A 20,906-nucleotide genomic window follows, 5' to 3' on the forward strand; every position below is an offset into this window, starting at 1 on the left:
CATCGCAACGACGCACGGCGCGTCGAAGCGGAGCGCTACGCGAGTACTGCTGCTTTTATTGCTGCTGACGCTCTCCGCCTGCACTGCGCCCCCGCCGCCCGCAAGCGATGTCCCCGTCGCGCTGCTGCATCCGCCGCTGACTCCGCTGCTCGAAGACCTCGAACGCCGCACGTTCGACTATTTCTGGGAGACCTCGGACCGGCCCAACGCGCTGGTGCCGGACCGCTATCCGTACACGGAAGCATTCTCGAGCATCGCCGCGGTGGGTTTCGGCCTGACCGCCTACGCGATCGGCGTGGAGCGCGGCTGGATCACGCGCGAGCAGGCGCGCGACCGCACGCTGACGACGCTGCGCTTTTTCGCGACCGCGCCGCAGGGGGCGGATGCGGAAGGCAAGGCCGGACATAATGGATTTTTCTATCATTTCCTGAAACTCGACGACGGTACGCGCTTCGCGCCCTGGGTCGAGCTGTCCTCGGTCGACACCGCGCTGCTGCTCGGCGGCGTGCTGTTCGCACAGACCTACTACGACCGCGAGGAACCGCGCGAGACCGAGATCCGCATCCTCGCCGACGCGATCTACGCGCGCGTCGACTGGCCGTGGCTGCAGGTGCGCAAGCCGCTGGTCTCAATGGGCTGGTATCCGGAGTCCGGCTTCATTCCGCACGACTGGCAAGGCTACAACGAGGCCATGCTCGTCTACGTGCTCGCGCTGGGCTCGCCGACGCATCCGATCGGCGACGACGCCTGGGCCGCGTGGACGCGCAACTACGACCGCGCCTGGGGCGAATTCCAGAAGCAGGAATATCTCGGCTTCGGACCGCTGTTCGGCCATCAGTATTCGCATGTCTGGATCGACTTCCGCGGCATCCGCGACGACTACATGCGCCGGCGCGGCCTCGACTATTTCGAGAACAGCCGCCGTGCGACCTACGCGCAGCGCAACTACGCGATCGACAACCCGATGCGCTGGAAAGGCTACGGCGAGAACGTCTGGGGCATCACCGCGAGCGACGGACCGCTCGCCGCGCTGCTGCCGTTCGACGGTCAGGAGCGCGAATTCCGCCACTATTCCGCGCGCGGCGCCGGCCGCGCCGATGCGTTCGACGACGGTACGATCGCACCGACCGCGGCGATCGCCTCGCTGCCGTTCGCGCCCGAGATCGTGATGCCGGCCGTCGAGGAAATGCACCGGCGCTACGGTCACGCGATCTATGAGAAATACGGCTTTCTCGATGCGTTCAATCCGAGCTTCTCGTACACGGCGCCGCTGAAGACCGGCCGCATCGTGCCCGAGGTCGGCTGGGTCGCGAGCGACTACATCGGCATCGACCAGGGACCGATCGTGACCATGATCGCGAACTACCGCGACGGCTTCGTCTGGGACGTCATGCGGCGCAATCCGTACATCCGCCGCGGCCTCGTGCGCGCGGGCTTCCAGGGCGGCTGGCTCGACGAAGGACCGCGACCGGGGCCGGCGCGCCGATGAAACCACGCCTCGCCTTGCTGGTCCTTCTTCCGGTGCTGGCGCTGCTCAGTGCCTGCAGCCGCACCGACGAGCGCACCGTGCTGCGCTTCTGGGGAATGGGCCGGGAAGGCGAGGTCGTGGCCGAACTCGTCGCCGAGTTCGAGCGCGAGCATCCCGACGTGCGCGTCGACGTGCAGCAGCTGCCGTGGACGGCGGCGCACGAGAAGCTGCTGACCGCGTTCGCGGGCGACACGCTGCCCGACGTCTGCCAGCTCGGCAATACCTGGCTCGCGGAATTCGCCGCGCTCGGCGCGCTCGAGCCGCTGGATGCGCGCGTCGCGCAGTCGCGCGTCGTCGACCGCAACGACTATTTCCCGGCGAGCTGGGACACGAATGTCATCAACGGCCGGCTGCTCGGCATTCCGTGGTATCTCGACACGCGCGTGCTGTTCTACCGCAAGGATCTGCTTGCGCGCGCCGGCTTCGCCGAACCGCCGCGCGACTGGGACGAATGGCGCCGTGCGATGGCGGCGATCAAGCGCGAAGCCCGCGGCGAGCGATATGCGATCCTGCTGCCGCTCGACGAGTTCGAGCCGCTGCTGCAACTGGCGATGCAGCAGGACGAGCCGCTGCTGCGCGAGGACGGCACGCGCGGCAATTTCCGCAGTGCCGGCTTCCGCCGCGCGTTCGCGTTCTATCTTGAGATGTTCCGCGAACACTGGGCGCCGCCGATGAGCGACACGCAGATCTCCAATGTCTGGAACGAATTCGCGCGCGGCTTCAACACGTTCTACATCACCGGTCCCTGGAACATCGGCGAATTCCGCCGCCGTCTGCCCGCGGAACTCGCCGACGCCTGGACGACGGCGCCGCTGCCCGGTCCGGCCGGGAAGCTCGGCGGCGTTGCCGGCGGCACGAGTCTCGCGGTGTTCGCGAGTTCGCGCGAGAAAGAGGCCGCGTGGCAGCTCGTCGAATTCCTGTCGCGTCCGGATCAGCAGCGTCGCCTGCATGCGCTGACCGGCGACCTGCCGCCGCGGCGCAGCGTCTGGAGCGATCCGGCGCTCGGCAACGACGCGCACGCGCGCGCGTTTCGCGAGCAGTACGAGCAGGCGCGTCCGGCGCCGGCGGTGGCCGAGTGGGAACGCATCGCGATCGCGATGCAGCTCGCCGCCGAGCGCGTCGTGCGCGGCGGCTACAGCGAGGACGACGCGCTCGCGCGGCTCGACGCCGAGGTCGATGCGATTCTCGAGAAGCGGCGCTGGATGCGCGCGCGGGCGGCCCGATGAAAGTCCGTCACGCCGCCTGGGGATTCGTCGCGCCGGCGCTCTGCGTGATCGGCCTGTTCTTCGCACTGCCCGTGTTCGCCGCGCTGCTGCTGAGCTTCACCGACTTCGACCTCTACGCGCTGGCCGACCTGGGCAATCTGCGGTTCGTCGGTCTCGCGAACTACGTCGAGGTACTGCAGACGCCGCTGTTCTGGACCGCGCTTGCGAACACGCTGTACTTCGTCGGCGTCGGTGTACCGCTGTCGCTGACGCTCGCGCTCGGTGCTGCGCTGCTGCTCGATTCGCGGCTCGCGCGCTGGAAAGGATTCTTCCGCACCGCGCTGTTCGCGCCCGTCGTCACGACCATCGTCGCGGTCGCAGTCGTGTTCCGCTACCTGTTCCACACGCGCTACGGCCTCGTGAATTTCGGACTGACGTCGCTCGGCTTCGAGCCGGTCGACTGGCTCGGCGACGCCGACTGGTCGATGCCGACGATCATCGTGTTCGCCGCCTGGAAGAACTTCGGCTACAGCATGATCATCCTGCTCGCCGGCCTGCAGGCGATTCCGTCGGAGCTCCACGAGGCGGCGCGCATCGACGGCGCCGGTGCGTGGCAGCGCCTGCGGCACATCACGCTGCCGCTGCTCGCGCCGACGCTGCTCGTCGTCTCGATCATCACGGTCGCCGGCTATTTCCAGCTGTTCGCCGAGCCTTACGTGATGACGCGCGGCGGCCCGCTGCAGAGTACCTACAGCGTGCTGTTCTACATGTACGACGAAGGTTTCAAGTGGTGGAACCTCGGCCGCGCCTCGGCAACGGCGTTCCTGCTGTTCGTGCTGATCCTCGTCGCGACCGGCCTGCTGCTGCGCGTGTCGCGGCGCTGGAGCGCGGCATGAAAGAGCGCATCGCGGCGATCGCGATCAACGCCGCCCTCGTGCTGCTCGCGCTGTTCGCGCTCGCGCCGCTGGCCTGGATGGTCTCGGTGTCGTTCATGGCCAGCGGCGAAGCCGCCGCGTTTCCGCCGCCGCTGCTGCCGAGCGCGCCGTCCTGGACGAACTACGTGCAGCTGTTCGCGCGCGATCGCATGGGCGGCTATCTGCTCAACAGCCTTCTGTTGGCCGGAGCGATCACGCTGCTGTCGCTCGCGTTCAATCTCACCGCGGGCTACGCGTTCGCGAAACTGCGTTTCCGCGGGCGCGACGCCCTGTTCCGGGCGCTGCTCGGCGCGCTCGTGATTCCGGCCCAGGTCGCGATGATGCCGCTGTTCCTGCTGATGAAGGAACTCGGACTCGTCAACACCTATGCCGGCGTCGCGCTGCCGGCGCTCGCGTCGATCTTCGGCGTGTTCCTCGTGCGCCAGTACGCGCGGTCGATTCCCGACGAACTGCTCGAAGCCGCACGCATCGACGGTGCCGGCGAGGCACGCATCTTTTTCTCGATCGTGCTGCCGCTGCTGCGGCCGATCATCGCCACGCTCGCGATCCTGACGTTCCTCGCGAGCTGGAACGACTTCATGTGGCCGCTGATCGTACTCAGCGACCAGCAATACCAGACCCTGCCGGTCGCTCTCGCGTCGCTGTCGCGCGAGCACGTGATGGACAACGAATTGATGATGGCCGGCGCCGTCGTCACCGTGCTGCCGGTGCTCGCGCTGTTCCTGATGCTGCAGCGGCACTATCTGCGCGGGCTGCTGCTCGGGAGCGTGAAGGGATGAAGTGGTGTGCGGTCGGGTTCGTCCTGGGCGCGGCGCGGGCTGCTGCCGCGACGGTTCCGCTGACGGACGACGCTTCGCAGTGGCGCGCGTCCGCGTCCGATCAGGTGAGCGCGCGACTGCGTGTCGACGACGGCGCGCCTTGCCTCGTCTACGACTTCGGCACAGTGTCGGGGCACGCGAGCCTGCGCCGCGAGATCGCACTCGACTATCCCGACAATTATGCGTTCACGTTGCGTCGCCGCGGCAGCGGTCCGGCCAACGCGTTCCAGTTCAAGCTCGTCGACGCGAGCGGCGAGAACGTCTGGTGGGTCAACCGGCCCGATACGAGTTTCACGCGCGACTGGGAACCGCTGGAATTCCGGCGCCGGCACATCGAATTCGCCTGGGGACCGGCGGCCGACAAGGTGCTGCGCCGCAGCGCCGCGATCGAATTCACCGTGTACGCGGGGCAGGGCGGCCGCGGCGAACTTTGCGTTGCCGATCTCGCATTGCACGAGCGGCCTGCTGACGGACCGTGGCCGCCGCCGGTCGCGACCGCAACGGCGCAGCAGCGACGTGCGCCGGCGGCGTTCGCGCTCGACGGCGATCGTCGGACAGCCTGGCGTGCGAGTGCGCGGCGCGAGACGCAATTCGTCGTCGATTTCGGGCGTCCGCGCGAGTTCGGCGGATTGCTGCTGCACTGGCTGCCCGGTGCCGGCGCGACCGACTATCTGCTCGAACGCTCGGACGATGCGCAGGCGTGGCAGCCGATGCGCCGCGTCGAGCACGGCAACGGCGGCGGCGATGCGCTGTGGCTGCCGGAATCGGATGCGCGCTATCTGCGTCTGACCCTGCAGCGCGGCCAGGGCAAGGCATTCGGGCTCGCGGAGTTCGTCGCCGTCGATGTCGCCGACGGCAGCACGCTGACGCGCTTCCTGCAGCGCAGCGCGCGCGATCTGCCGCGCGGATCGCTGCCGCGCGGGTTCCACAATGAGCAGTCGTACTGGACGTTGGTCGGCGTCGACGGCGGCGCGCAGAGCGCGCTGATCGGCGAGGACGGCGCGATCGAACTCGCGCGCGGCGATGTGTCCATCGAGCCGTTCCTGCTCGACGAGGACGGCAGCGTCGTCAGCTGGGCCGACGTCGAAATTGCGCAGTCGCTCGCCGAGGGCTATCTGCCGCTGCCGCGCGTGAGCTGGCGCTGGCGCGGCATCAGTCTGTCGATCGACGCGTTCGCGACCGGCGACGCGAAGGATGCCCGGCTGCATGCACGCTACACCCTGAAAAACGATGCCGCGCAGACGCGCCGGGTGCGTCTGGTTCTTGCGCTGCGACCATTCCAGGTGAATCCGCCGACGCAGTTCCTGACGACGCCGGGCGGGACGGCGAGCATCCGCGAAGTCGGCTGGATGCCGCAATCGCGCGCGCTGCTCGTCGATGAGAAGAAGCGGGTCTTCGCGTTGACGCGCCCCGCGACCGGATTCGTCAGCGACTTCGCACGCGGCTTCGCGGAGACGCGCTTTCGCGAGTCGCCGCTGCCGTCGTCGGTCTCGGCCCGCGACGCCGACGGACTCGCTTCGGCGGCGCTGCTGTACGAAGCCGAGCTGCCGGCGGGTCTCGAAACGACCGTCGGCCTCGTTGCGCCGCTGGCCGGGCATCCGGAGATTCCGTCGTTCGACACGCCGTCCGATGCCGAGGCGTGGCTGCAGCAGCAGTACGAAGCCAGCGCCGCGCAGTGGCGCCGTCGCCTGGATCGCGTCGAACTCATCGTGCCACCGCAGGGACAGGCGCTGGCCGACAGCGTGCGCAGTTCGCTCGCGCACATCCTGCTGTCGCGCGACGGACCGCGGCTGCGGCCCGGCACGCGCTCGTATGCGCGCTCGTGGATTCGCGACGGCGCGATGATCGCCGAAGGCCTGCTGCGGCTCGGCGACACGACCGTCGCGCGCGACTATCTCGCCTGGTACGCGTCGTATCAGTTCGATAGTGGAAAAGTACCGTGCTGCGTCGATGCGCGCGGCGCGGATCCGGTGCCCGAGAACGACAGCCACGGCGAGCTGATTCATCTCGCCGCGCTGCTGTGGCGCTACGGCGGCGACGCCGAGGCCGTGCGCGGCTACTGGCCGCGGATTCGCGCGGCGGTGGCCTACATGGACGGCCTGCGCGCGAGCGAGCGCGACGCGGCCCGTGATGCGCCGGAGCGTCGCGCGTTCTCGGGACTGATGCCGGCCTCGATCAGCCACGAAGGCTATTCGGCCAAGCCGATGCATTCGTACTGGGACGATTTCTGGGCGCTGACCGGCTACAAGGACGCCGCGGCGCTTGCGCAGGCGCTGGGCCTGCGCGACGAGGCGCGGCGCATCGCGGCGTCGCGCGACGAATTCCGCCGTGACATTCATGCGTCCATCGAGCGCGCGACTGCGACGCACGGCATCGGCTATCTGCCGGGCGCCGCCGAACTCGGCGATTTCGATCCGACCTCCACGACGATCGCGCTGTCGCCGGCCGGCGAACAGGCCGCACTGCCGCCGGCGCTGCTGCAGGGCACGTTCGAACGCTACTGGAACGAGTTCGTCGCGCGGCGCGACGGCACGCGTGCGTGGAAGGACTACACGCCGTACGAATGGCGCAACGTGTCGGCGCTGGTGCGGTTAGGGAGGCGCGAACGCGCCTGGCAGGCGGTGGAATTCTTCATGGCCGACCGGCGCCCGGCGCCCTGGAACCAGTGGGCCGAAGTCGTCGGCCGCGAGCCGCGCGAGCCGCGATTCATCGGCGACATGCCGCATGCCTGGGTCAGTTCGGACTTCATCCGCGCGGCGCTCGACCTGTTCGCCTACGAGCGCTACGAGCAGCAGGCGCTGGTGCTGGCCGCGGGCATTCCGGCCGAATGGCTGGCCGGAAAGGGGGTTGCGATCCGCGGACTGCGCACGCCCTACGGAACGCTGAGCTATGCGCTCTGGCGCGATCGCGTCGGCATCACACTGACGGTGGACGGCGCCGGTTTCGCGCCGCCGGGCGGCGTTCGCCTGCCCTGGCCGATCGACGGCACGCCTGGTGCGACGACGATCAACGGCAAGCCGGCGCAGTGGAAAGAAGGAGAATTGAAGGTTTCCGAATTTCCCGCGCGCGTGGAAATCCGCCGCGTACCGCCGCTGCGGTGATCCGGCGGATCGTTGCGGCCTCGATGTTGGGGTTCGCTGCGCTCACCGCCAACCTGCGAAAGCGGCGCACTCTGCGACACGCAGGGCGGCGGCGAGCCGAGGGCAAACCCCAGCGTCGAGGTTTGCGCGGTATCTGCGTGCCGATCGAGCCTGACCGTCCGGATTCAACGCGCTGCGTCACGCGCATCGAGCGCGATGCCGGCGGCGCCGAGCAGTCCCGGATTCGCATGCCGCACGGCCACGGTCGGGATCTGCGCCATCGTCGGCGAGAAGCGGCCCTTGGCCTCGAAGCGCATGCGAAAGCCACCGCGACGCAAGGTCGGCAGCAGTGGTTCGAGCAGTCCGCCGCCGAGAAATACGCCGTCCCAGGCGCCGTATGCGAGGACGAGATCGCCGGCGATCGCGCCGAGGATTTCGGCGAACAGCGCGACCGCGCGCATGGCCTGCGCGTCGCCGGCGTCGGTCGCGCTCTGCATGACCTGTTCGGGCGTCGTCGCGCGGCGGCTGGCGGCGGCGATGTCGCAGACCGCGTTGTAGAGATTGACGAGGCCCGAGCCGCAGATCACGCGTTCGTTCGAGACGCGGCCGAAGTCGCGCGTGAGGCACTTGAGGATCTCGATTTCCTCGTCCGTGCCCGGCGCGAAGCTCAGATGGCCGCCTTCGGTCTCGAGCACGATCGCGCGGCCGCCGCGCAGCAGCAGCGCACCGACGCCGAGCCCGGTGCCCGGACCGACGACGGCGACGCAGCGATCGGTATGGCCGTCGAGCACCGGTGCGCGCGGCGCGCCAAGGATTTCGAGATCGCCCGCGGGCAGCAGCGGCAGGCAGCGGCTCTGCGCGGCGAAATCATTGACGAGCCGGACCGAGGCCATGCCGAGCCGGTCGCCGATCGCCGCGGCCGATACGGTCCATGGCAGGTTCGTGATCTTCACTTCCCCGCCGTCGACGCGGCCGGCTATCGCAAACACGGCCGAGCCGGGCTTCGCGCCGACCTCGGCCAGATAACGCTCGGCGGCCTCCGCGAGACTGGCGTGCTCGGCCGCGCGATAGCGCCGCACGCTGTCCGCCCGCAGCGGCACCTCGGCCGATTCGCAGAGCGCGAAGCGCAGATTGGTGCCGCCGATGTCGGCGAGCAGGATCAGGTTGGCGTCGGGCATGGCCGGTTCCGGTCAAAGAGACCTGCAAGCATAGCCGCGCAGCCGGCGTCGCCGCAGCCGTACCGCGCGCTGCAAACGAATGCAGGCGGACGCGGCCGCGGCGGGCGCGTCAGTCGGACAGCACGCCGCCGCGGCTCGCGATGACCGCCGCATAGCGCCTCGCGCTCGACTTCAGCGTGCGCCGCTGCGTCGCGAAGTCGACGTGCACGATGCCGAAGCGCTTGGAATAGCCCAGCGACCATTCGAAGTTGTCGAGCAGCGACCACGCGAAATAGCCGCGGATGTCGCAGCCGTCCGCGCGCGCCTGCTGCACGGCACGCAGATGCCTGTCGAGATAGTCGACGCGCAACGGATCGGGCAGCTCGTCGCCGGGTGCGACCGGCGGGTCGTAGAAAGCGGAACCGTTCTCGGTGATGTAGAGCGGCGGGTTGCCGTAGCGCTCGCGGATCCAGTTCAGCGTGTCGGTGAGCCCCTGCGGAAAGACCTCCCAGCCGGTCTCGCTGTAGGTCGCCTGCGGCTGGCGCACGCCGCTCGCATACAGCGGCCAGGACGCGTCGTCATGACGTGTGACGCTGCGCGTGTAGTAGTTGAGGCCGATGAAGTCGATCGGTTGGCGGATCAGCGCGAAATCCTCGGCCGGCCAGTCGGGCCAGGCCTCGCCGAAGATTTCCTGCATTTCGGGCGGATAGTGGCCGAGCAGCGCCGGGTCGAGGTACTGCCGGTTCATGTAGGCGTCGGCGCGCCGCGTCGCGGCGGCGTCGGCTGCCGAATCGCTCGCCGGATATTTCGGCTCGATGTTCACGACGAGTCCGACCTGATGCTTGCCGACCGCGCGATACGCCTGCACCGCGGCGCCGTGAGCGCGCATCAGATGATGCGAGGCCAGCGGCGCCTCGAAGCGGTTCTTGTGTCCCGGCGCGAGCGCGCCGTGCAGATAGCCGCCGTCGGTGACGACCCAGGGTTCGTTGAGCGTGGCCCAGAGCTTCACGCGGCCGTCGAGCCGGCGATAGACCGCGGTCGCGTAGTCGGCGAACCAGCCGGCGATGTCCGGGTTGAGCCAGCCGCCGCGGTCGTCGAGCGCGGCCGGCAGGTCCCAGTGATACAGCGTCGCCATCGGCTGGATGCCGGCTTCGAGCAGCGCGTCGACGAGACGTTCGTAGAAATCCAGGCCGCCGGCATTGACGCGGCCCTTGCCCTCGGGCATCACGCGACCCCAGGCGATCGAGAAGCGATAGGCGTTCAGTCCGAGGCGCTGCATCAGCTTCACGTCGTCGGCATAGCGCCGGTAGTGGTCGCAGGCCACGTCGCCGCTGTCGCCGTCGCGGACCAGGCCCGGCGTGCGCGTGAAGCGGTGCCAGATGCTGGGACCGGCACCATCGGCGAGCGGCGAGCCTTCGATCTGGTAGGCCGAGGTCGCGCAGCCCCAGAGGAAATCGTGCGGAAATTCGCGGGCGGCGGTCATGACGGTGTGCTGGCCTCGGCTCGATGAAAACGATTACATTCCAGCATAATGCCGTCTTCCGCGGAAGAGGCGGAACTCATCGGACCGGCCGGAAAGCAGTGCGGAGACGCGGAACATGGCGGCAGTGACCTTCGATGCGGTGCGCAAGGTGTACGACAACGGCCGTGTCGCCGTGGCGGGCGCGAGCTTCGAGATCGCCTCGGGCGAGCTCGTCGTGCTGGTCGGCCCGTCGGGCTGCGGCAAGTCGACCCTGCTGCGCATGATCGCGGGGCTCGAGGCCATCAGCGCCGGCGAGCTGTCGATCGCCGGCCGGCGCGTCAACGACGTCGCGCCGCGCGACCGCGACATCGCGATGGTGTTCCAGAGCTACGCGCTGTATCCGCACATGACCGTCGCCGAGAACCTGTCGTTCGGCCTGCGCCTCGCGGGTGCGCCGCGCGCGGAGATCGACCGGCGCGTCGCCGATGCGGCGCGCGTGCTGGGCCTCGACGCGCTGCTCGCGCGGCGTCCGGCCGAGCTGTCCGGCGGCCAGCGCCAGCGCGTCGCGCTCGGCCGGGCGCTGGTGCGCCAGCCCAAGGTATTCCTGCTCGACGAGCCGCTGTCGAATCTCGACGCGAAGCTGCGCGCGGCCACGCGCGTGGAGATCGCGCGGCTGCACCGGCAGGTCGGCGCGACCATGGTCTACGTGACCCACGATCAGGTCGAAGCGATGACCTTGGGCCACCGCATCGTCGTCATGAGCGACGGCGTGATCCAGCAGATCGACACGCCGCTGAACCTGTACGCGCGGCCGGCGAACGTGTTCGTCGCCGAGTTCCTCGGCAGTCCGGGCATGAACCTGCTGCGCGGACAGGTCGACCCGGACGGCACCGCGCTCGTGCTCGACGACGGTTCGCGGTTCGTCCTCGGCGATGCCGTTCCGGCGACGGCCGGCGAGAGGCTCGTCGTCGGCGTGCGGCCCGAAGACCTGCGTCTGCAGGCGCTCGACGGCGACGCGTCGATCGAGGCGGTGCTCGATCTGGCCGAGCCGGTCGGCAACGAGACGTTTCTGAATCTGCGGTTCGCGGGACAGGCGCTGATCGCGCGCGTGCCGCCGGGCGAGGTGGCTGCGGCCGGATCCGCGCTGCGTCTGAGCTATGCACCGTCGCGGCTGCATTTCTTCGATGCGGCCGGCGGCGGGCGCCGCGGCTGAGCTCAGGGAGCCTCCCGGATCCGCCGTTCCGGCGGAGTCGCCGAGTCCGGCGCAGGTCCGGACTCGGCTCCGCTGATCGAGCGCTTACGCGCCTGATCGCGAGCGGCGCATGGACTGCGCCGCGGGAAAGTCGAAGGTTTTCGCCGTTCCCCTCAGGCAATCAGCGGCGTCCGCAGGCGCTCTTTCGCGCGCGCCCAGCAGCGCTGCACGACGCGCAGCGGCTGGCGCAGCGCCTCGGCCGTCTCGACTTCGGTGAGTCCGCCGAACACGCGGCTGTCGACGACCTGCACGATGCGTTCGTCCTCGCGCGCGAGTTCGGCCAGTACTGCGTCGAGGTCGACGAGATCCCTGGCCTCGCGATCCGCCGCGGCGTCGCCGGGCGTACCGGCGGCAAGGCGTTCGTTCGCGCGTTCGACGAGCAGCTGGCGCATGGCGCGGCCGGCCAGCGCGAGGAAATGCGAGCGTCCGTTGACGTCGAGCCCGCTTTCGCCGTCGGCGACGCGCCGGTAACAGGCTTCGACCAGCGCGGCGGCTTCGGGGGTGCTCGGCGCGCCGGCGGTCGTCGAGCGCGCCAGGCGCGCCAGATCGTCATGAAGCAACGCAACCGCCTGCTGTCGCGCGGCGTCGTCGCCGTCGCGGGCCTGATCGAGCAACTGCGAAATTCGACTCATGTGCGCCCCGGGCAATGCGGCGCGCGATTGTACGGGCGCGCGCTGCCCGCGGTTGCGACCGCGGGCACGTGTTTCGGAATCAGCCGCGATCCGTGAACGGGACCAGGCGTTTCCAGGCGTTGCGCTTGGGCGGGTACTTGCCCTGCAGATAGAGATGGTCGGGATAGTTCAGCTCGAGCACGCGGCGCGTGTCGGAGCTGAGTTTTTCCTGGCCGAGGCGCGCATAGGCTTCGGTCATGATCGCGAGCGCGTCGCCGGCCTGCGGCGTGCGCTGGTAGGTCTCGACGACCTTCTCGGCGCGATTCGCCGCGGCGACGTAGGCCTTGTGGCGCAGATAGAACAGGGCGACGCCGATCTCGGCCTGCGCCATGTTGTTGCGCAGGTGCAGCATGCGCTGGCGCGCCTCGCCGGCGTAGCGGCTGTCGGGATAACGCTTGACGAGTTCGCTGAAGTCCTCGAACGACTGCAGCGCGTAGGCCTGGTCGCGCTTGGTCTCGTCGCGCGTGACATAGCGCTCGAGCAGGCCGTCGGAACGGCCGAAGTTGATGAGGCCGCGCAGGTAGTAGGCGTAGTCGATGTGCTTGTGCGTCGGGTAGGTCTTGATGAAGCGGTTGACCGCCGAATAGGCCTCTTCTTCCTTGTGGTCCTTGAACTGCGTGTAGGCGAGTTCGAGCTGGGCCTGTTCCGTGTAGGGACCGAACGGGAAGCGGGCGACGAGGCGCTCGTAGGTCTTGGCGGCGCGGTCGAGGTTGCCGTTCTGAAGGGCTTCCTTCGCGAGCGCGTAGACCTGGTCGACCGGCAGGGTCTCGACGGGGTCGGCCTTCTTGCCGCCGCGCGAGCAGGCACCCAGGATCAGCAACGCAGCCAGAAAAACCAGTCGGATCAGCGGGGAAACTCGCATGGGACGGCCACGCTCTGCGAAAATGCGGGCCGCGATCATAGCCCAAAGATCTGCGCCCCGCCCCGGCCTGGCCAAATACCGCATGAATGACTCCGTTGCACTTCAGACCCTGCAGATCCCGCTGGATCAGGCGGGCCGCCGCTTCGACCAGGTTCTGGCCGAGCTGTTTCCCGACTATTCGCGTTCGCGCCTGACCGCCTGGATCAAGTCCGGCGACGCGCTGCTCGACGGCGCGATCGCGCCGCCGCGGCAGATCGTCAAGGGTGGCGAGACCGTCAGCGTCATGGCGATCGCCTCGCAGGAGGTGCCGCTCGCGCCCGAGGACATCGCGCTCGACATCCGCTACGAGGATGCCGATGTCCTCGTCATCAACAAGCCGGTCGGCCTCGTCGTGCATCCGGGCGCCGGCAATCCCGCCGGGACGTTGCAGAACGCGCTGCTGCACTACGACGAAAAGCTCGTCGAGATTCCGCGTGCCGGCATCGTGCACCGGCTCGACAAGGACACCTCCGGTCTGATGGTCGTCGCGCGCAGCCTGCGCGCGCATACCGCGCTCGTCGAACAGCTTTCCGAGCGCGCCATGCACCGCCAGTACGAGGCGCTGGTCATGGGGCCGATGATTTCCGGCGGTTCGGTCGATGCGCCGATCGGCCGGCACTCGAAGGATCGCGTGAAGCAGGCCATCGTCGACGAGCCCGCCGGGCGCCCGGCGATCACGCATTACCGCGTGCGCGAGCGTTTCCGCGCCCACACGCTGGTGCAGTGCAATCTCGAAACCGGCCGCACGCATCAGATCCGCGTGCATATGGCGCACATCCGCCATCCGCTCGTCGGCGATACGCTCTACGGCGGCGGCCTGCGGCTGCCGAAGGCGGCGACGCCGGAACTGACCGAGGTCCTGCGTGCGTTCAAGCGCCAGGCGCTGCATGCGGAGAAGCTCGAATTCGCCCATCCGGTCGGCGGCAAGACGATTTCGGTCGAAGCCGAGCGGCCGCAGGATCTCGCCGACCTCGTGACCGCATTGCGCGCCGACACCAAGGTCAACGGCGAAGCCGATAACGCGCGGTCCCGGCGCTAGCCATGAACGGCGACCCGGCGACCCGCGGCGCGCTGATTCCCGACTTTCCGCTGCCGCCCGGCGTGCGTGCGGCGGTGACCACGCGGACGATGCACGGCATTTCGCCGTCGCCGTTCGACGCCTGCAATCTCGGTTCGCGCTGCGGCGACACGCCGATCAACGTCGCGGCGAATCGTGCCGGCATGCGCGATCGCCTCGCGCTGCCGTCCGAGCCGCAGTGGCTGCGCCAGGTGCACGGCACCGGCGTGCACGTACTCGACGCGCCCGGCGATCCGGCGCGCGACCATCACGACGACCCGGTCGCCGACGCCGTCTACACCAACCGGCCCGGCCTCGTCTGCGTCGTGCAGACGGCCGACTGCCTGCCGCTGCTGCTCGCGAGCAGCGACGGTCGCGAGATCGCCGCCGTGCATGCGGGCTGGCGCGGACTGGCCGCCGGCGTGATCGAGGCGGCGCTGCGGCGTTTCGACACGCCGCCGTCGCAGGTGCGCGCCTGGCTCGGGCCGGCGATCGCCGTGACGAGCTACGAGGTCGGCGACGAGGTACGCGCCGCGTTCGTCGCGCACGACGCGAACGCTGCCGAGGCCTTCACGGCCACGCGGCCCGGCCACTGGCTCTGCGATCTCTACCTGCTCGCGCGGCAGCGTCTCGCCGCCGCGGGCGTCGTGCTCGTCTATGGCGGCGGGTTCGACACGTTCACCGATGCGCGCTTCTACTCGCACCGCCGTTCGCGACCGACCGGGCGTTTCGCGAGCCTGATCTGGATCGAGCCGGCGCATCGCGCGTCGTATCGCGCCGCGGAGGACGGCGGCGCGCTCGAGGCGCCGGCCCGGCGTTCGCGACTGATCTTCCCGCGCCTGCTCGGCCGCACATTGCTGCGCGTGCCGGCGACCGTGCAGGTGCTGCATCTGCGCGGCGGCGCCCGGCGCTACCGCGGGCGCGTGACCATCGAGCGCGGCCGCAACTGGCTCGCACGCTTCTGCGCCTTCGTGACGGGCATGCCGCCGGCGATGACCGACGCGCCGCTGGCGGTCGACATCGTGGCGACCTCGCGGCGCGAGCGCTGGACGCGCGACTTCGACGGCCACCGCATGACCTCGACGATGTGGCGGCGCAAGGGAAGGCTCGCCGAGCGCCTCGGTCTCGTGACCTTCCATTTCAGGCTGGGCGCGAAGGACGGCGCGCTGACCTGGACGGTCGAACGCGTCCGCGCACTCGGCATTCCGCTGCCGGTCGCGTGGTTCGACGGCGTCAGTGCGCGCGAATTCGAACAGGACGGGCGCTATTGCTTCGACGTGTCGGCCGCACTGCCGCTCGCCGGCGAACTCGTGCACTACCGCGGCTGGCTCGATGTCGATCCGGTGTTCGTGCCCGAGGACGAGCCGCAGGACGACGACGATTGGGATGTCGACGGCGAGGACAGCGACTGGGGCGACGGCGACGGCGGAGATTCCGACGGTGGCGACTGACCCTGCGGCCTCCGGCGATGCACCCATCGTGGTGTTCGACGGTGTCTGCCGGCTCTGCAGCCGCTGGGTCGCGTTCCTGCTGAAACACGACAGGACGGGGCGCATCCGGTTTGCCGCCATGCAGGGCAATCACGGGCGCTCGCTATTGCAGCGGCACGGTCTCGATCCCGACGATCCCACGTCGTTTCTCTGGATCGATCGGGGGCGCGGCTATCGCAACAGCGACGCGATCCTTCGACTCATTGCGGGCTTTGGCGGCATCTGGCGCCTGTCAGGCGCACTTCGCGCGATACCACGGCCGCTGCGCGATGCAGGCTATCGATTCATCGCGCGAAACCGCTATTGCTGGTTCGGCCGGAATGCTACCTGCCTCGTTGCCGACGAGTCGGTCAGGGCACGCTTTCTGGAGTGATGCGGTAGTACGTGTCGATCGCAAAGCCGGTGAGCGACTCCAGAAATTCGTCCAATGTGAACAAATCCATGCAGGCGCGCGCGCCATATGCGGTGATTTCGCCGCGCGCCAGTTTGCGCGCCACGACGACTGCGGCGGTTGCCGGGATCTCCGGTCCGTCGCCGTCGCGCGCGACGATTTCCCAGGTCAGGCGGCATGAGCCGCCGCCTGCGCCAACGCCGTCGAGGGTTACATGCATGGCGCCGGTGTCGCTGCCGGCGCCGGCGAACCACTCGCTCATGTGCTTGAGCGTCGCTGCGTGACGGGAAAGGTCGCGCACGAGGCCGGCGCGCACGAGCCACGATATCAGCCATACACCGAAATGCAGCCGGCGCAATTCGAGGCCCGCGCGAAAGCGCAGACAGACCAGCGGGCCATAGCGTTCCGGAAATACCGCAAGATCCGGTACGTCGCAGGCGGCGAGCCAGCGTGCACCGACCGGTTGCGGGTACCGGTGCCGCTGCAGGCGCTGCCAGCCGCGCACGGCGATCCCGCGACCCTGCTCGCGCCAGGGTAGGGGGCGGCCGACGTAGGACAGGATCGCCGCGACCGTCGCGAGTCCGCGTTCGGTTCGGTTGCCCGGGCTGATGCCGATGTCGATGCCGTCGAGCCGCGCGAAGGTGCTGCGGTACGCATCGACGACGGCCGCCGACAGGCCCGGCACCGTGCTCGCGCCGGTGACCGCGAGCAGCCCGCGTTCACGGGCCGTCGCGTCGAGCGCGGGACCGAAACCCACTACATGGTCGCGTCCGTCGGCGAGATCGAGATAGTGGGCGCCGGCAGCCAGGCAGCGCCGCGCGACGGTGTAGCCCTGGCCCTGGAACGGTCCGGCGCAGTGGATCACGAGCTGCGGCCGTTCGCGGGCGAGCGCCGTATCGAAATTGTCGCCGTGCGCATCGATGGCGAGCGGCACGAGTTCGGCGCCCGCGTCGGTGCGGCAGCGTGCCGCGAGCGCTTCGGCGCGGGCGAGGTCGCGTCCGGCCAGCAACACGTGCCAGCCCGGTTCGCGGGCGAGCCGCGCGGCGATGCGCGAGCCGAACAGCCCGTAGGCACCGAGCAGCAGGACGGTCCAGCGCATGGGCGATCCGTGACGGAAAAACGCATCGTAACCATTGCTGCCGCGCGCTTGAATCGAACGGGCGCGGCCTCATTCATGCGCCATCGCCGCGTATGCCGGCCTCCTTCTTTTATTCCGGGTGATCCATGCGACTGGACAAGCTCACTTCACGCCTGCAGCAGGCCCTGGCCGATGCCCAGAGCCTCGCAGTCGGGCGCGACCACAACATGCTCGAACCGCTGCATGTCATGGCTGCGCTGCTCGACCAGCAGGGCGGATCCACCGTGCCGCTGCTGAGCCAGGCGCAGGTCAACGTGCCGCTGCTGCGCCAGCGCGTCGGCGAGTCGATCGGCCGGCTGCCGCAGGTCAAGGGTCAGGAAGGGCAGATCAACGTATCGAGCGACCTCAATCGCCTGCTGAATCTCAGCGACAAGCTGGCCCAGCAGCGCGGCGACCAGTTCATCGCGAGCGAACTGTTCGTGCTCGCGGCGCTCGAGGATCGCGGCGAACTCGGCGGCGCGCTCAAGGCCGCGGGCGCGACGAAGGCGCATCTCGAAGCCGCCATCGACAAAATGCGCGGCGGCGAAAAAGTACAGTCGGAGGGCGCCGAGGAACAGCGCCAGGCCCTGGAGAAATACTGCATCGACCTCACGGCGCGCGCCGAGAGCGGCAAGCTCGATCCGGTCGTCGGCCGCGACGAGGAAATCCGCCGCACGATCCAGGTGCTGCAGCGGCGCACGAAGAACAATCCCGTGCTGATCGGCGAACCCGGCGTCGGCAAGACCGCGATCGTCGAAGGGCTCGCGCAGCGCATCGTCAATCACGAAGTCCCGGAAAATCTGCGCGACCGCCGCGTGCTGAGCCTCGACATGGGCGCGCTGATCGCCGGCGCGAAATTCCGCGGCGAGTTCGAGGAACGGCTCAAGGCGGTGCTCAACGATCTGTCCAGGCAGGAAGGCCGCGTCATCCTGTTCATCGACGAACTGCATACCATGGTCGGCGCCGGCAAGGCCGAAGGCGCGATGGATGCCGGCAACATGCTCAAGCCGGCGCTTGCGCGCGGCGAGCTGCACTGCATCGGCGCGACCACGCTCGACGAATATCGTAAATATGTGGAAAAAGACGCCGCGCTCGAGCGCCGCTTCCAGAAGGTGCTCGTCGGCGAACCCAGCGTCGAGGACACCATCGCGATCCTGCGCGGCCTGAAGGAACGCTATGCCGTGCATCATGGCGTGGAGATCACCGATCCTGCCGTCGTCGCCGCGGCGACGCTGTCGCACCGCTACATCGCCGACCGCCAGCTGCCGGACAAGGCGATCGACCTCATGGACGAAGCGGCGTCGCGCATCCGCATGGAAATCGACTCCAAACCCGAGGAAATGGACCGGCGCGAGCGCCGCCTGATCCAGCTCAAGATCCAGCGCGAGGCGCTGAAGAAAGAGAAGGACAGCGAATCGCGCCAGCGTCTGGCCGACCTCGAAAAAGACATCGCCGTGCTCGAACGCGAGTTCTCCGATCTCGAAGAGGTCTGGAAATCGGAAAAGGCCGCGCTGCAGGGCGCGACCAAGGTCAAGGAGCAGATCGAGCAGGCGCGCCTGGACCTCGAAGCCGCGCAGCGCCATCAGGATTTCGCGCGTATGAGCGAGATCCAGTACGGGCGTCTGCCGGAACTCGAAAAGCAGCTCAAGGCTGCGCAGGAAGCCGAAAAGGCCGGCTTCACGCTGCTGCAGGACAAGGTCACCGCCGAGGAAATCGCCGAAGTCGTCGCGCGCTGGACCGGCATTCCGGTCAGCAAGATGCTCGAAGGCGAACGCGACAAGTTGCTGCGCATGGAAGACGAACTGCACAAGCGCGTGATCGGGCAGGGCGAAGCCGTGCGCGCGGTCAGCGATGCGATCCGGCGCGCGCGCGCCGGACTGTCGGATCCGAACCGGCCGTCCGGTTCATTCCTGTTCCTCGGTCCGACCGGCGTGGGCAAGACGGAGCTGTGCAAGGCGCTCGCCGATTTCCTGTTCGATTCGACCGACGCGCTCGTGCGCGTCGACATGTCCGAATTCATGGAAAAGCATTCGGTCGCGCGTCTGATCGGCGCGCCCCCGGGCTATGTCGGCTACGAGGAGGGCGGCTACCTGACCGAGGCCGTGCGCCGCCGGCCGTACAGCGTGATACTTCTCGATGAAGTGGAAAAAGCGCATCCGGACGTGTTCAACGTGCTGCTGCAGGTGCTCGACGACGGCCGCCTCACCGACGGCCAGGGGCGCACCGTCGATTTCCGCAACTGTGTGATCGTGCTGACGTCGAACCTCGGATCGCAGTTGATCCAGGAGGCCTCGAGCATCGGCGGCGAGGAGGGTTACACGCAGATCAAGGCCGCCGTGATGGGCGTGGTGCAGGCGCAGTTCCGGCCCGAGTTCATCAACCGGCTCGACGAAATCGTCGTATTCCGTCCTCTGGAGCAGACGCAGATCCGCCAGATCGCGCGCATCCAGACGGCGGGACTCGCCAAGCGGCTGGCGGAGCGGCAGCTCAGGCTCGCAATCAGCGACGCGGCGCTGGATCTGCTCGGACAGGCCGGCTTCGATCCGGTCTACGGTGCGCGGCCGCTGAAGCGCGCGATCCAGCAGCAGCTCGAAAACCCGCTGGCCAGGCAGATTCTCGAAGGCCGCTTCGCCGCCGGCGAGACGGTCACGGTCGACGTACAAGGCGGACAATTGAGTTTCGGACGCAGTCCGGCGGTCGCCGCGGCCTGACCGCGCTTGCAAACCGGACGCCGGTCCGCACAATGCGGGCCGGCTCCCGTCCGGCAGCCTTTCCGTTTTCAGGTACAGCAATGCCGATCTACGAATTCGAATGCGGCGAGTGCGGCCAGCGCTTCGATCGCCTGCAGAAACTCTCCGATCCCGATCCGACCGACTGCCCGGCCTGCGCGCGTCCTTCAGTGCGGCGCCGCGTGACCGCCCCGTCTTTCCGCCTTGCGGGTTCCGGCTGGTATGAAACGGACTTCAAGAAAGACGGCGACAAGAAGCGCAATCTCGCCGACGGCGGCAGCGGGGACAGCAAGCCCGCTGCGGCGACGAGCACCGAAGCGGCCGCGCCGGCATCGACGTCGAGCGCGAGCGCGAGCACGGACAAGACGACCAGCTGAGCTGGCCTCAGCGTCGCCTGAACGACGCACTGCCGTGCACATAACGATCACGGACCGCCGCGCCTTCGCCGCCGTACACTAGCGCCGCGTTTGGCCAAAGGAGAAGGTGTGATGATCACGCGTGTGCTGGGAATAGCCGCTCTGTTGTTCGTATCCACATTCGGATTCGGTGCGCGCGACGCACAGGCTCAGCCGGGTCGCGGCCGCGATTCGATCGAATGCCGCAGTAACGACTATCGCTACAACCGCTGCGACACGAACTGGCGCGACGCGCGTCTCGTTCGCCAGCTGTCGGGCAGCCATTGCGTCCGCGGCCAGACCTGGGGCGTGGATCGCCGCGGCAACGTGTGGGTCGATCGCGGCTGTGCCGGCGTGTTCGTCGAAGCCGGCGGCGGCGGTGGAGGCGGTGGTGGCCACGGCGGCGGCGGTGGCTGGCGACCGGGTCCGGGTTGGGATACCGACATCAGCTTCGTCTGCGAAAGCCGCGACTTCCGCTACAACTTGTGTCAGGTCGACATCGGCCGCGGCGGCAACGTCCGCATCGCGCGCCAGATCTCGAACACGCGCTGCATCGAAGGCCGCAGCTGGGGCTACAACCGCGCCGGCGTCTGGGTTTCCGACGGTTGCGCCGCGCAGTTCGTCGTCGAGCGCCGCTGGCGCGACTGATTCTTCCGCAAGTTTCACGACCGCCTTCCCCAGCCGGGACGGCGGTCTTTTTTTCGGGCGCCGCCGGCCG

At 68.7% G+C, this 20,906-nt stretch carries 16 protein-coding genes and 1 pseudogene; 12 read left to right on the forward strand and 5 right to left on the reverse strand.

Features of this window, described 5'->3' with window-relative positions:
• Position 1 precedes the first annotated feature (1 nt).
• The 5 genes and pseudogenes from VLF18_RS16635 to VLF18_RS16655 all read left to right on the forward strand — a co-directional run.
• Positions 2-1,480: pseudogene (locus VLF18_RS16635) on the forward strand (glucoamylase family protein); the annotation flags it as partial.
• Positions 1,481-1,485: 5 nt separating this feature from the next.
• Positions 1,486-2,754, forward strand: a complete 1,269-nt coding sequence (locus VLF18_RS16640; protein WP_325280749.1) for a sugar ABC transporter substrate-binding protein — start codon at positions 1,486-1,488, stop codon at positions 2,752-2,754.
• Entirely contained in the window at positions 2,751-3,629 is an 879-nt protein-coding gene (locus tag VLF18_RS16645) for a sugar ABC transporter permease (protein WP_325280750.1), read from the forward strand. Before VLF18_RS16640 ends, VLF18_RS16645 begins: the two co-directional genes overlap by 4 nt.
• Positions 3,626-4,447 (forward strand): carbohydrate ABC transporter permease, encoded by an 822-nt coding sequence (locus VLF18_RS16650; protein ID WP_325280751.1) that lies wholly within the window; start codon positions 3,626-3,628, stop codon positions 4,445-4,447. Before VLF18_RS16645 ends, VLF18_RS16650 begins: the two co-directional genes overlap by 4 nt.
• The gene (locus VLF18_RS16655; protein WP_414717238.1) at positions 4,444-7,587 is read left to right on the forward strand and encodes a discoidin domain-containing protein; all 3,144 of its coding nucleotides are present in this window, start codon (positions 4,444-4,446) and stop codon (positions 7,585-7,587) included. The genes VLF18_RS16650 and VLF18_RS16655 overlap by 4 nt, the downstream gene beginning before the upstream one ends.
• 164 nt (positions 7,588-7,751) lie before the next feature.
• Here VLF18_RS16655 and glk read toward each other — a convergent pair whose 3' ends face one another.
• Positions 7,752-8,744 (reverse strand): glucokinase, encoded by a 993-nt coding sequence (glk, locus tag VLF18_RS16660; RefSeq protein ID WP_325280753.1) that lies wholly within the window; start codon positions 8,742-8,744, stop codon positions 7,752-7,754.
• A gap of 109 nt (positions 8,745-8,853) precedes the next feature.
• On the reverse strand, positions 8,854-10,206 hold the full coding sequence (locus tag VLF18_RS16665) for a GH1 family beta-glucosidase (protein WP_325280754.1): 1,353 nt from the start codon (positions 10,204-10,206) through the stop codon (positions 8,854-8,856).
• 115 nt (positions 10,207-10,321) lie between these two features.
• Here VLF18_RS16665 and VLF18_RS16670 point away from each other — a divergent pair, with 115 nt between their 5' ends.
• The gene (locus VLF18_RS16670) at positions 10,322-11,398 is read left to right on the forward strand and encodes a sn-glycerol-3-phosphate ABC transporter ATP-binding protein UgpC (protein WP_325280755.1); all 1,077 of its coding nucleotides are present in this window, start codon (positions 10,322-10,324) and stop codon (positions 11,396-11,398) included.
• A gap of 152 nt (positions 11,399-11,550) precedes the next feature.
• On the opposite strand, the gene VLF18_RS16675 is transcribed toward VLF18_RS16670, so the two are convergent.
• Both VLF18_RS16675 and VLF18_RS16680 read right to left on the reverse strand, forming a co-directional pair.
• A complete protein-coding gene (locus VLF18_RS16675; RefSeq protein ID WP_325280756.1) occupies positions 11,551-12,069 on the reverse strand; it encodes an ECF-type sigma factor in 519 nt (172 codons plus the stop codon).
• Positions 12,070-12,148: 79 nt separating this feature from the next.
• Positions 12,149-12,970 carry an outer membrane protein assembly factor BamD gene (locus VLF18_RS16680; protein ID WP_325280757.1) on the reverse strand — a complete coding sequence of 274 codons (822 nt, stop codon included), beginning with the start codon at positions 12,968-12,970 and terminating at the stop codon, positions 12,149-12,151.
• 82 nt (positions 12,971-13,052) lie between these two features.
• Between VLF18_RS16680 and rluD the strand changes: the two genes are divergently transcribed.
• From rluD to VLF18_RS16695, 3 genes are read left to right on the forward strand one after another with little or no spacing between them, the layout of a single operon-like run.
• On the forward strand, positions 13,053-14,048 hold the full coding sequence (gene rluD, locus VLF18_RS16685) for a 23S rRNA pseudouridine(1911/1915/1917) synthase RluD (protein ID WP_325280758.1): 996 nt from the start codon (positions 13,053-13,055) through the stop codon (positions 14,046-14,048).
• Between the two features lie 2 nt (positions 14,049-14,050).
• Positions 14,051-15,517, forward strand: a complete 1,467-nt coding sequence (gene pgeF / locus VLF18_RS16690; RefSeq protein WP_325280759.1) for a peptidoglycan editing factor PgeF — start codon at positions 14,051-14,053, stop codon at positions 15,515-15,517.
• On the forward strand, positions 15,453-15,929 hold the full coding sequence (locus tag VLF18_RS16695) for a thiol-disulfide oxidoreductase DCC family protein (protein WP_325280760.1): 477 nt from the start codon (positions 15,453-15,455) through the stop codon (positions 15,927-15,929). The genes pgeF and VLF18_RS16695 overlap by 65 nt, the downstream gene beginning before the upstream one ends.
• Here VLF18_RS16695 and VLF18_RS16700 read toward each other — a convergent pair.
• Positions 15,907-17,046 carry a saccharopine dehydrogenase family protein gene (locus VLF18_RS16700; RefSeq protein ID WP_325280761.1) on the reverse strand — a complete coding sequence of 380 codons (1,140 nt, stop codon included), beginning with the start codon at positions 17,044-17,046 and terminating at the stop codon, positions 15,907-15,909. The two genes, VLF18_RS16695 and VLF18_RS16700, sit on opposite strands and share 23 nt — an antisense overlap.
• A 125-nt stretch (positions 17,047-17,171) precedes the next feature.
• Here VLF18_RS16700 and clpB point away from each other — a divergent pair, with 125 nt between their 5' ends.
• The 3 genes from clpB (at position 17,172) to VLF18_RS16715 (ending at position 20,836) form a co-directional block, all read left to right on the forward strand.
• Positions 17,172-19,775, forward strand: a complete 2,604-nt coding sequence (clpB, locus tag VLF18_RS16705) for an ATP-dependent chaperone ClpB (RefSeq protein ID WP_325280762.1) — start codon at positions 17,172-17,174, stop codon at positions 19,773-19,775.
• Positions 19,776-19,855: 80 nt separating this feature from the next.
• Positions 19,856-20,170, forward strand: coding sequence for a zinc ribbon domain-containing protein (locus VLF18_RS16710; RefSeq protein WP_325280763.1), 315 nt, complete (start codon positions 19,856-19,858; stop codon positions 20,168-20,170).
• 111 nt (positions 20,171-20,281) lie between these two features.
• Positions 20,282-20,836 (forward strand): DUF3011 domain-containing protein, encoded by a 555-nt coding sequence (locus VLF18_RS16715; protein WP_325280764.1) that lies wholly within the window; start codon positions 20,282-20,284, stop codon positions 20,834-20,836.
• The last annotated feature ends 70 nt before the right edge of the window (positions 20,837-20,906 follow it).

This window comes from Tahibacter sp. (assembly GCF_035481375.1).
Lineage (GTDB): Bacteria > Pseudomonadota > Gammaproteobacteria > Xanthomonadales > Rhodanobacteraceae > Tahibacter.

Bases quoted from the DNA above. Each gene is read 5' to 3' on its own strand.
- VLF18_RS16640 (WP_325280749.1), top strand. From the start codon at position 1,486: ATGAAACCACGCCTCGCCTTGCTGGTCCTTCTTCCGGTGCTGGCGCTG.
- VLF18_RS16645 (WP_325280750.1), top strand. From the start codon at position 2,751: ATGAAAGTCCGTCACGCCGCCTGGGGATTCGTCGCGCCGGCGCTCTGC.
- VLF18_RS16650 (WP_325280751.1), top strand. From the start codon at position 3,626: ATGAAAGAGCGCATCGCGGCGATCGCGATCAACGCCGCCCTCGTGCTG.
- VLF18_RS16655 (WP_414717238.1), top strand. From the start codon at position 4,444: ATGAAGTGGTGTGCGGTCGGGTTCGTCCTGGGCGCGGCGCGGGCTGCT.
- glk (WP_325280753.1), bottom strand. From the start codon at position 8,744: ATGCCCGACGCCAACCTGATCCTGCTCGCCGACATCGGCGGCACCAAT.
- VLF18_RS16665 (WP_325280754.1), bottom strand. From the start codon at position 10,206: ATGACCGCCGCCCGCGAATTTCCGCACGATTTCCTCTGGGGCTGCGCG.
- VLF18_RS16670 (WP_325280755.1), top strand. From the start codon at position 10,322: ATGGCGGCAGTGACCTTCGATGCGGTGCGCAAGGTGTACGACAACGGC.
- VLF18_RS16675 (WP_325280756.1), bottom strand. From the start codon at position 12,069: ATGAGTCGAATTTCGCAGTTGCTCGATCAGGCCCGCGACGGCGACGAC.
- VLF18_RS16680 (WP_325280757.1), bottom strand. From the start codon at position 12,970: ATGCGAGTTTCCCCGCTGATCCGACTGGTTTTTCTGGCTGCGTTGCTG.
- rluD (WP_325280758.1), top strand. From the start codon at position 13,053: ATGAATGACTCCGTTGCACTTCAGACCCTGCAGATCCCGCTGGATCAG.
- pgeF (WP_325280759.1), top strand. From the start codon at position 14,051: ATGAACGGCGACCCGGCGACCCGCGGCGCGCTGATTCCCGACTTTCCG.
- VLF18_RS16695 (WP_325280760.1), top strand. From the start codon at position 15,453: ATGTCGACGGCGAGGACAGCGACTGGGGCGACGGCGACGGCGGAGATT.
- VLF18_RS16700 (WP_325280761.1), bottom strand. From the start codon at position 17,046: ATGCGCTGGACCGTCCTGCTGCTCGGTGCCTACGGGCTGTTCGGCTCG.
- clpB (WP_325280762.1), top strand. From the start codon at position 17,172: ATGCGACTGGACAAGCTCACTTCACGCCTGCAGCAGGCCCTGGCCGAT.
- VLF18_RS16710 (WP_325280763.1), top strand. From the start codon at position 19,856: ATGCCGATCTACGAATTCGAATGCGGCGAGTGCGGCCAGCGCTTCGAT.
- VLF18_RS16715 (WP_325280764.1), top strand. From the start codon at position 20,282: ATGATCACGCGTGTGCTGGGAATAGCCGCTCTGTTGTTCGTATCCACA.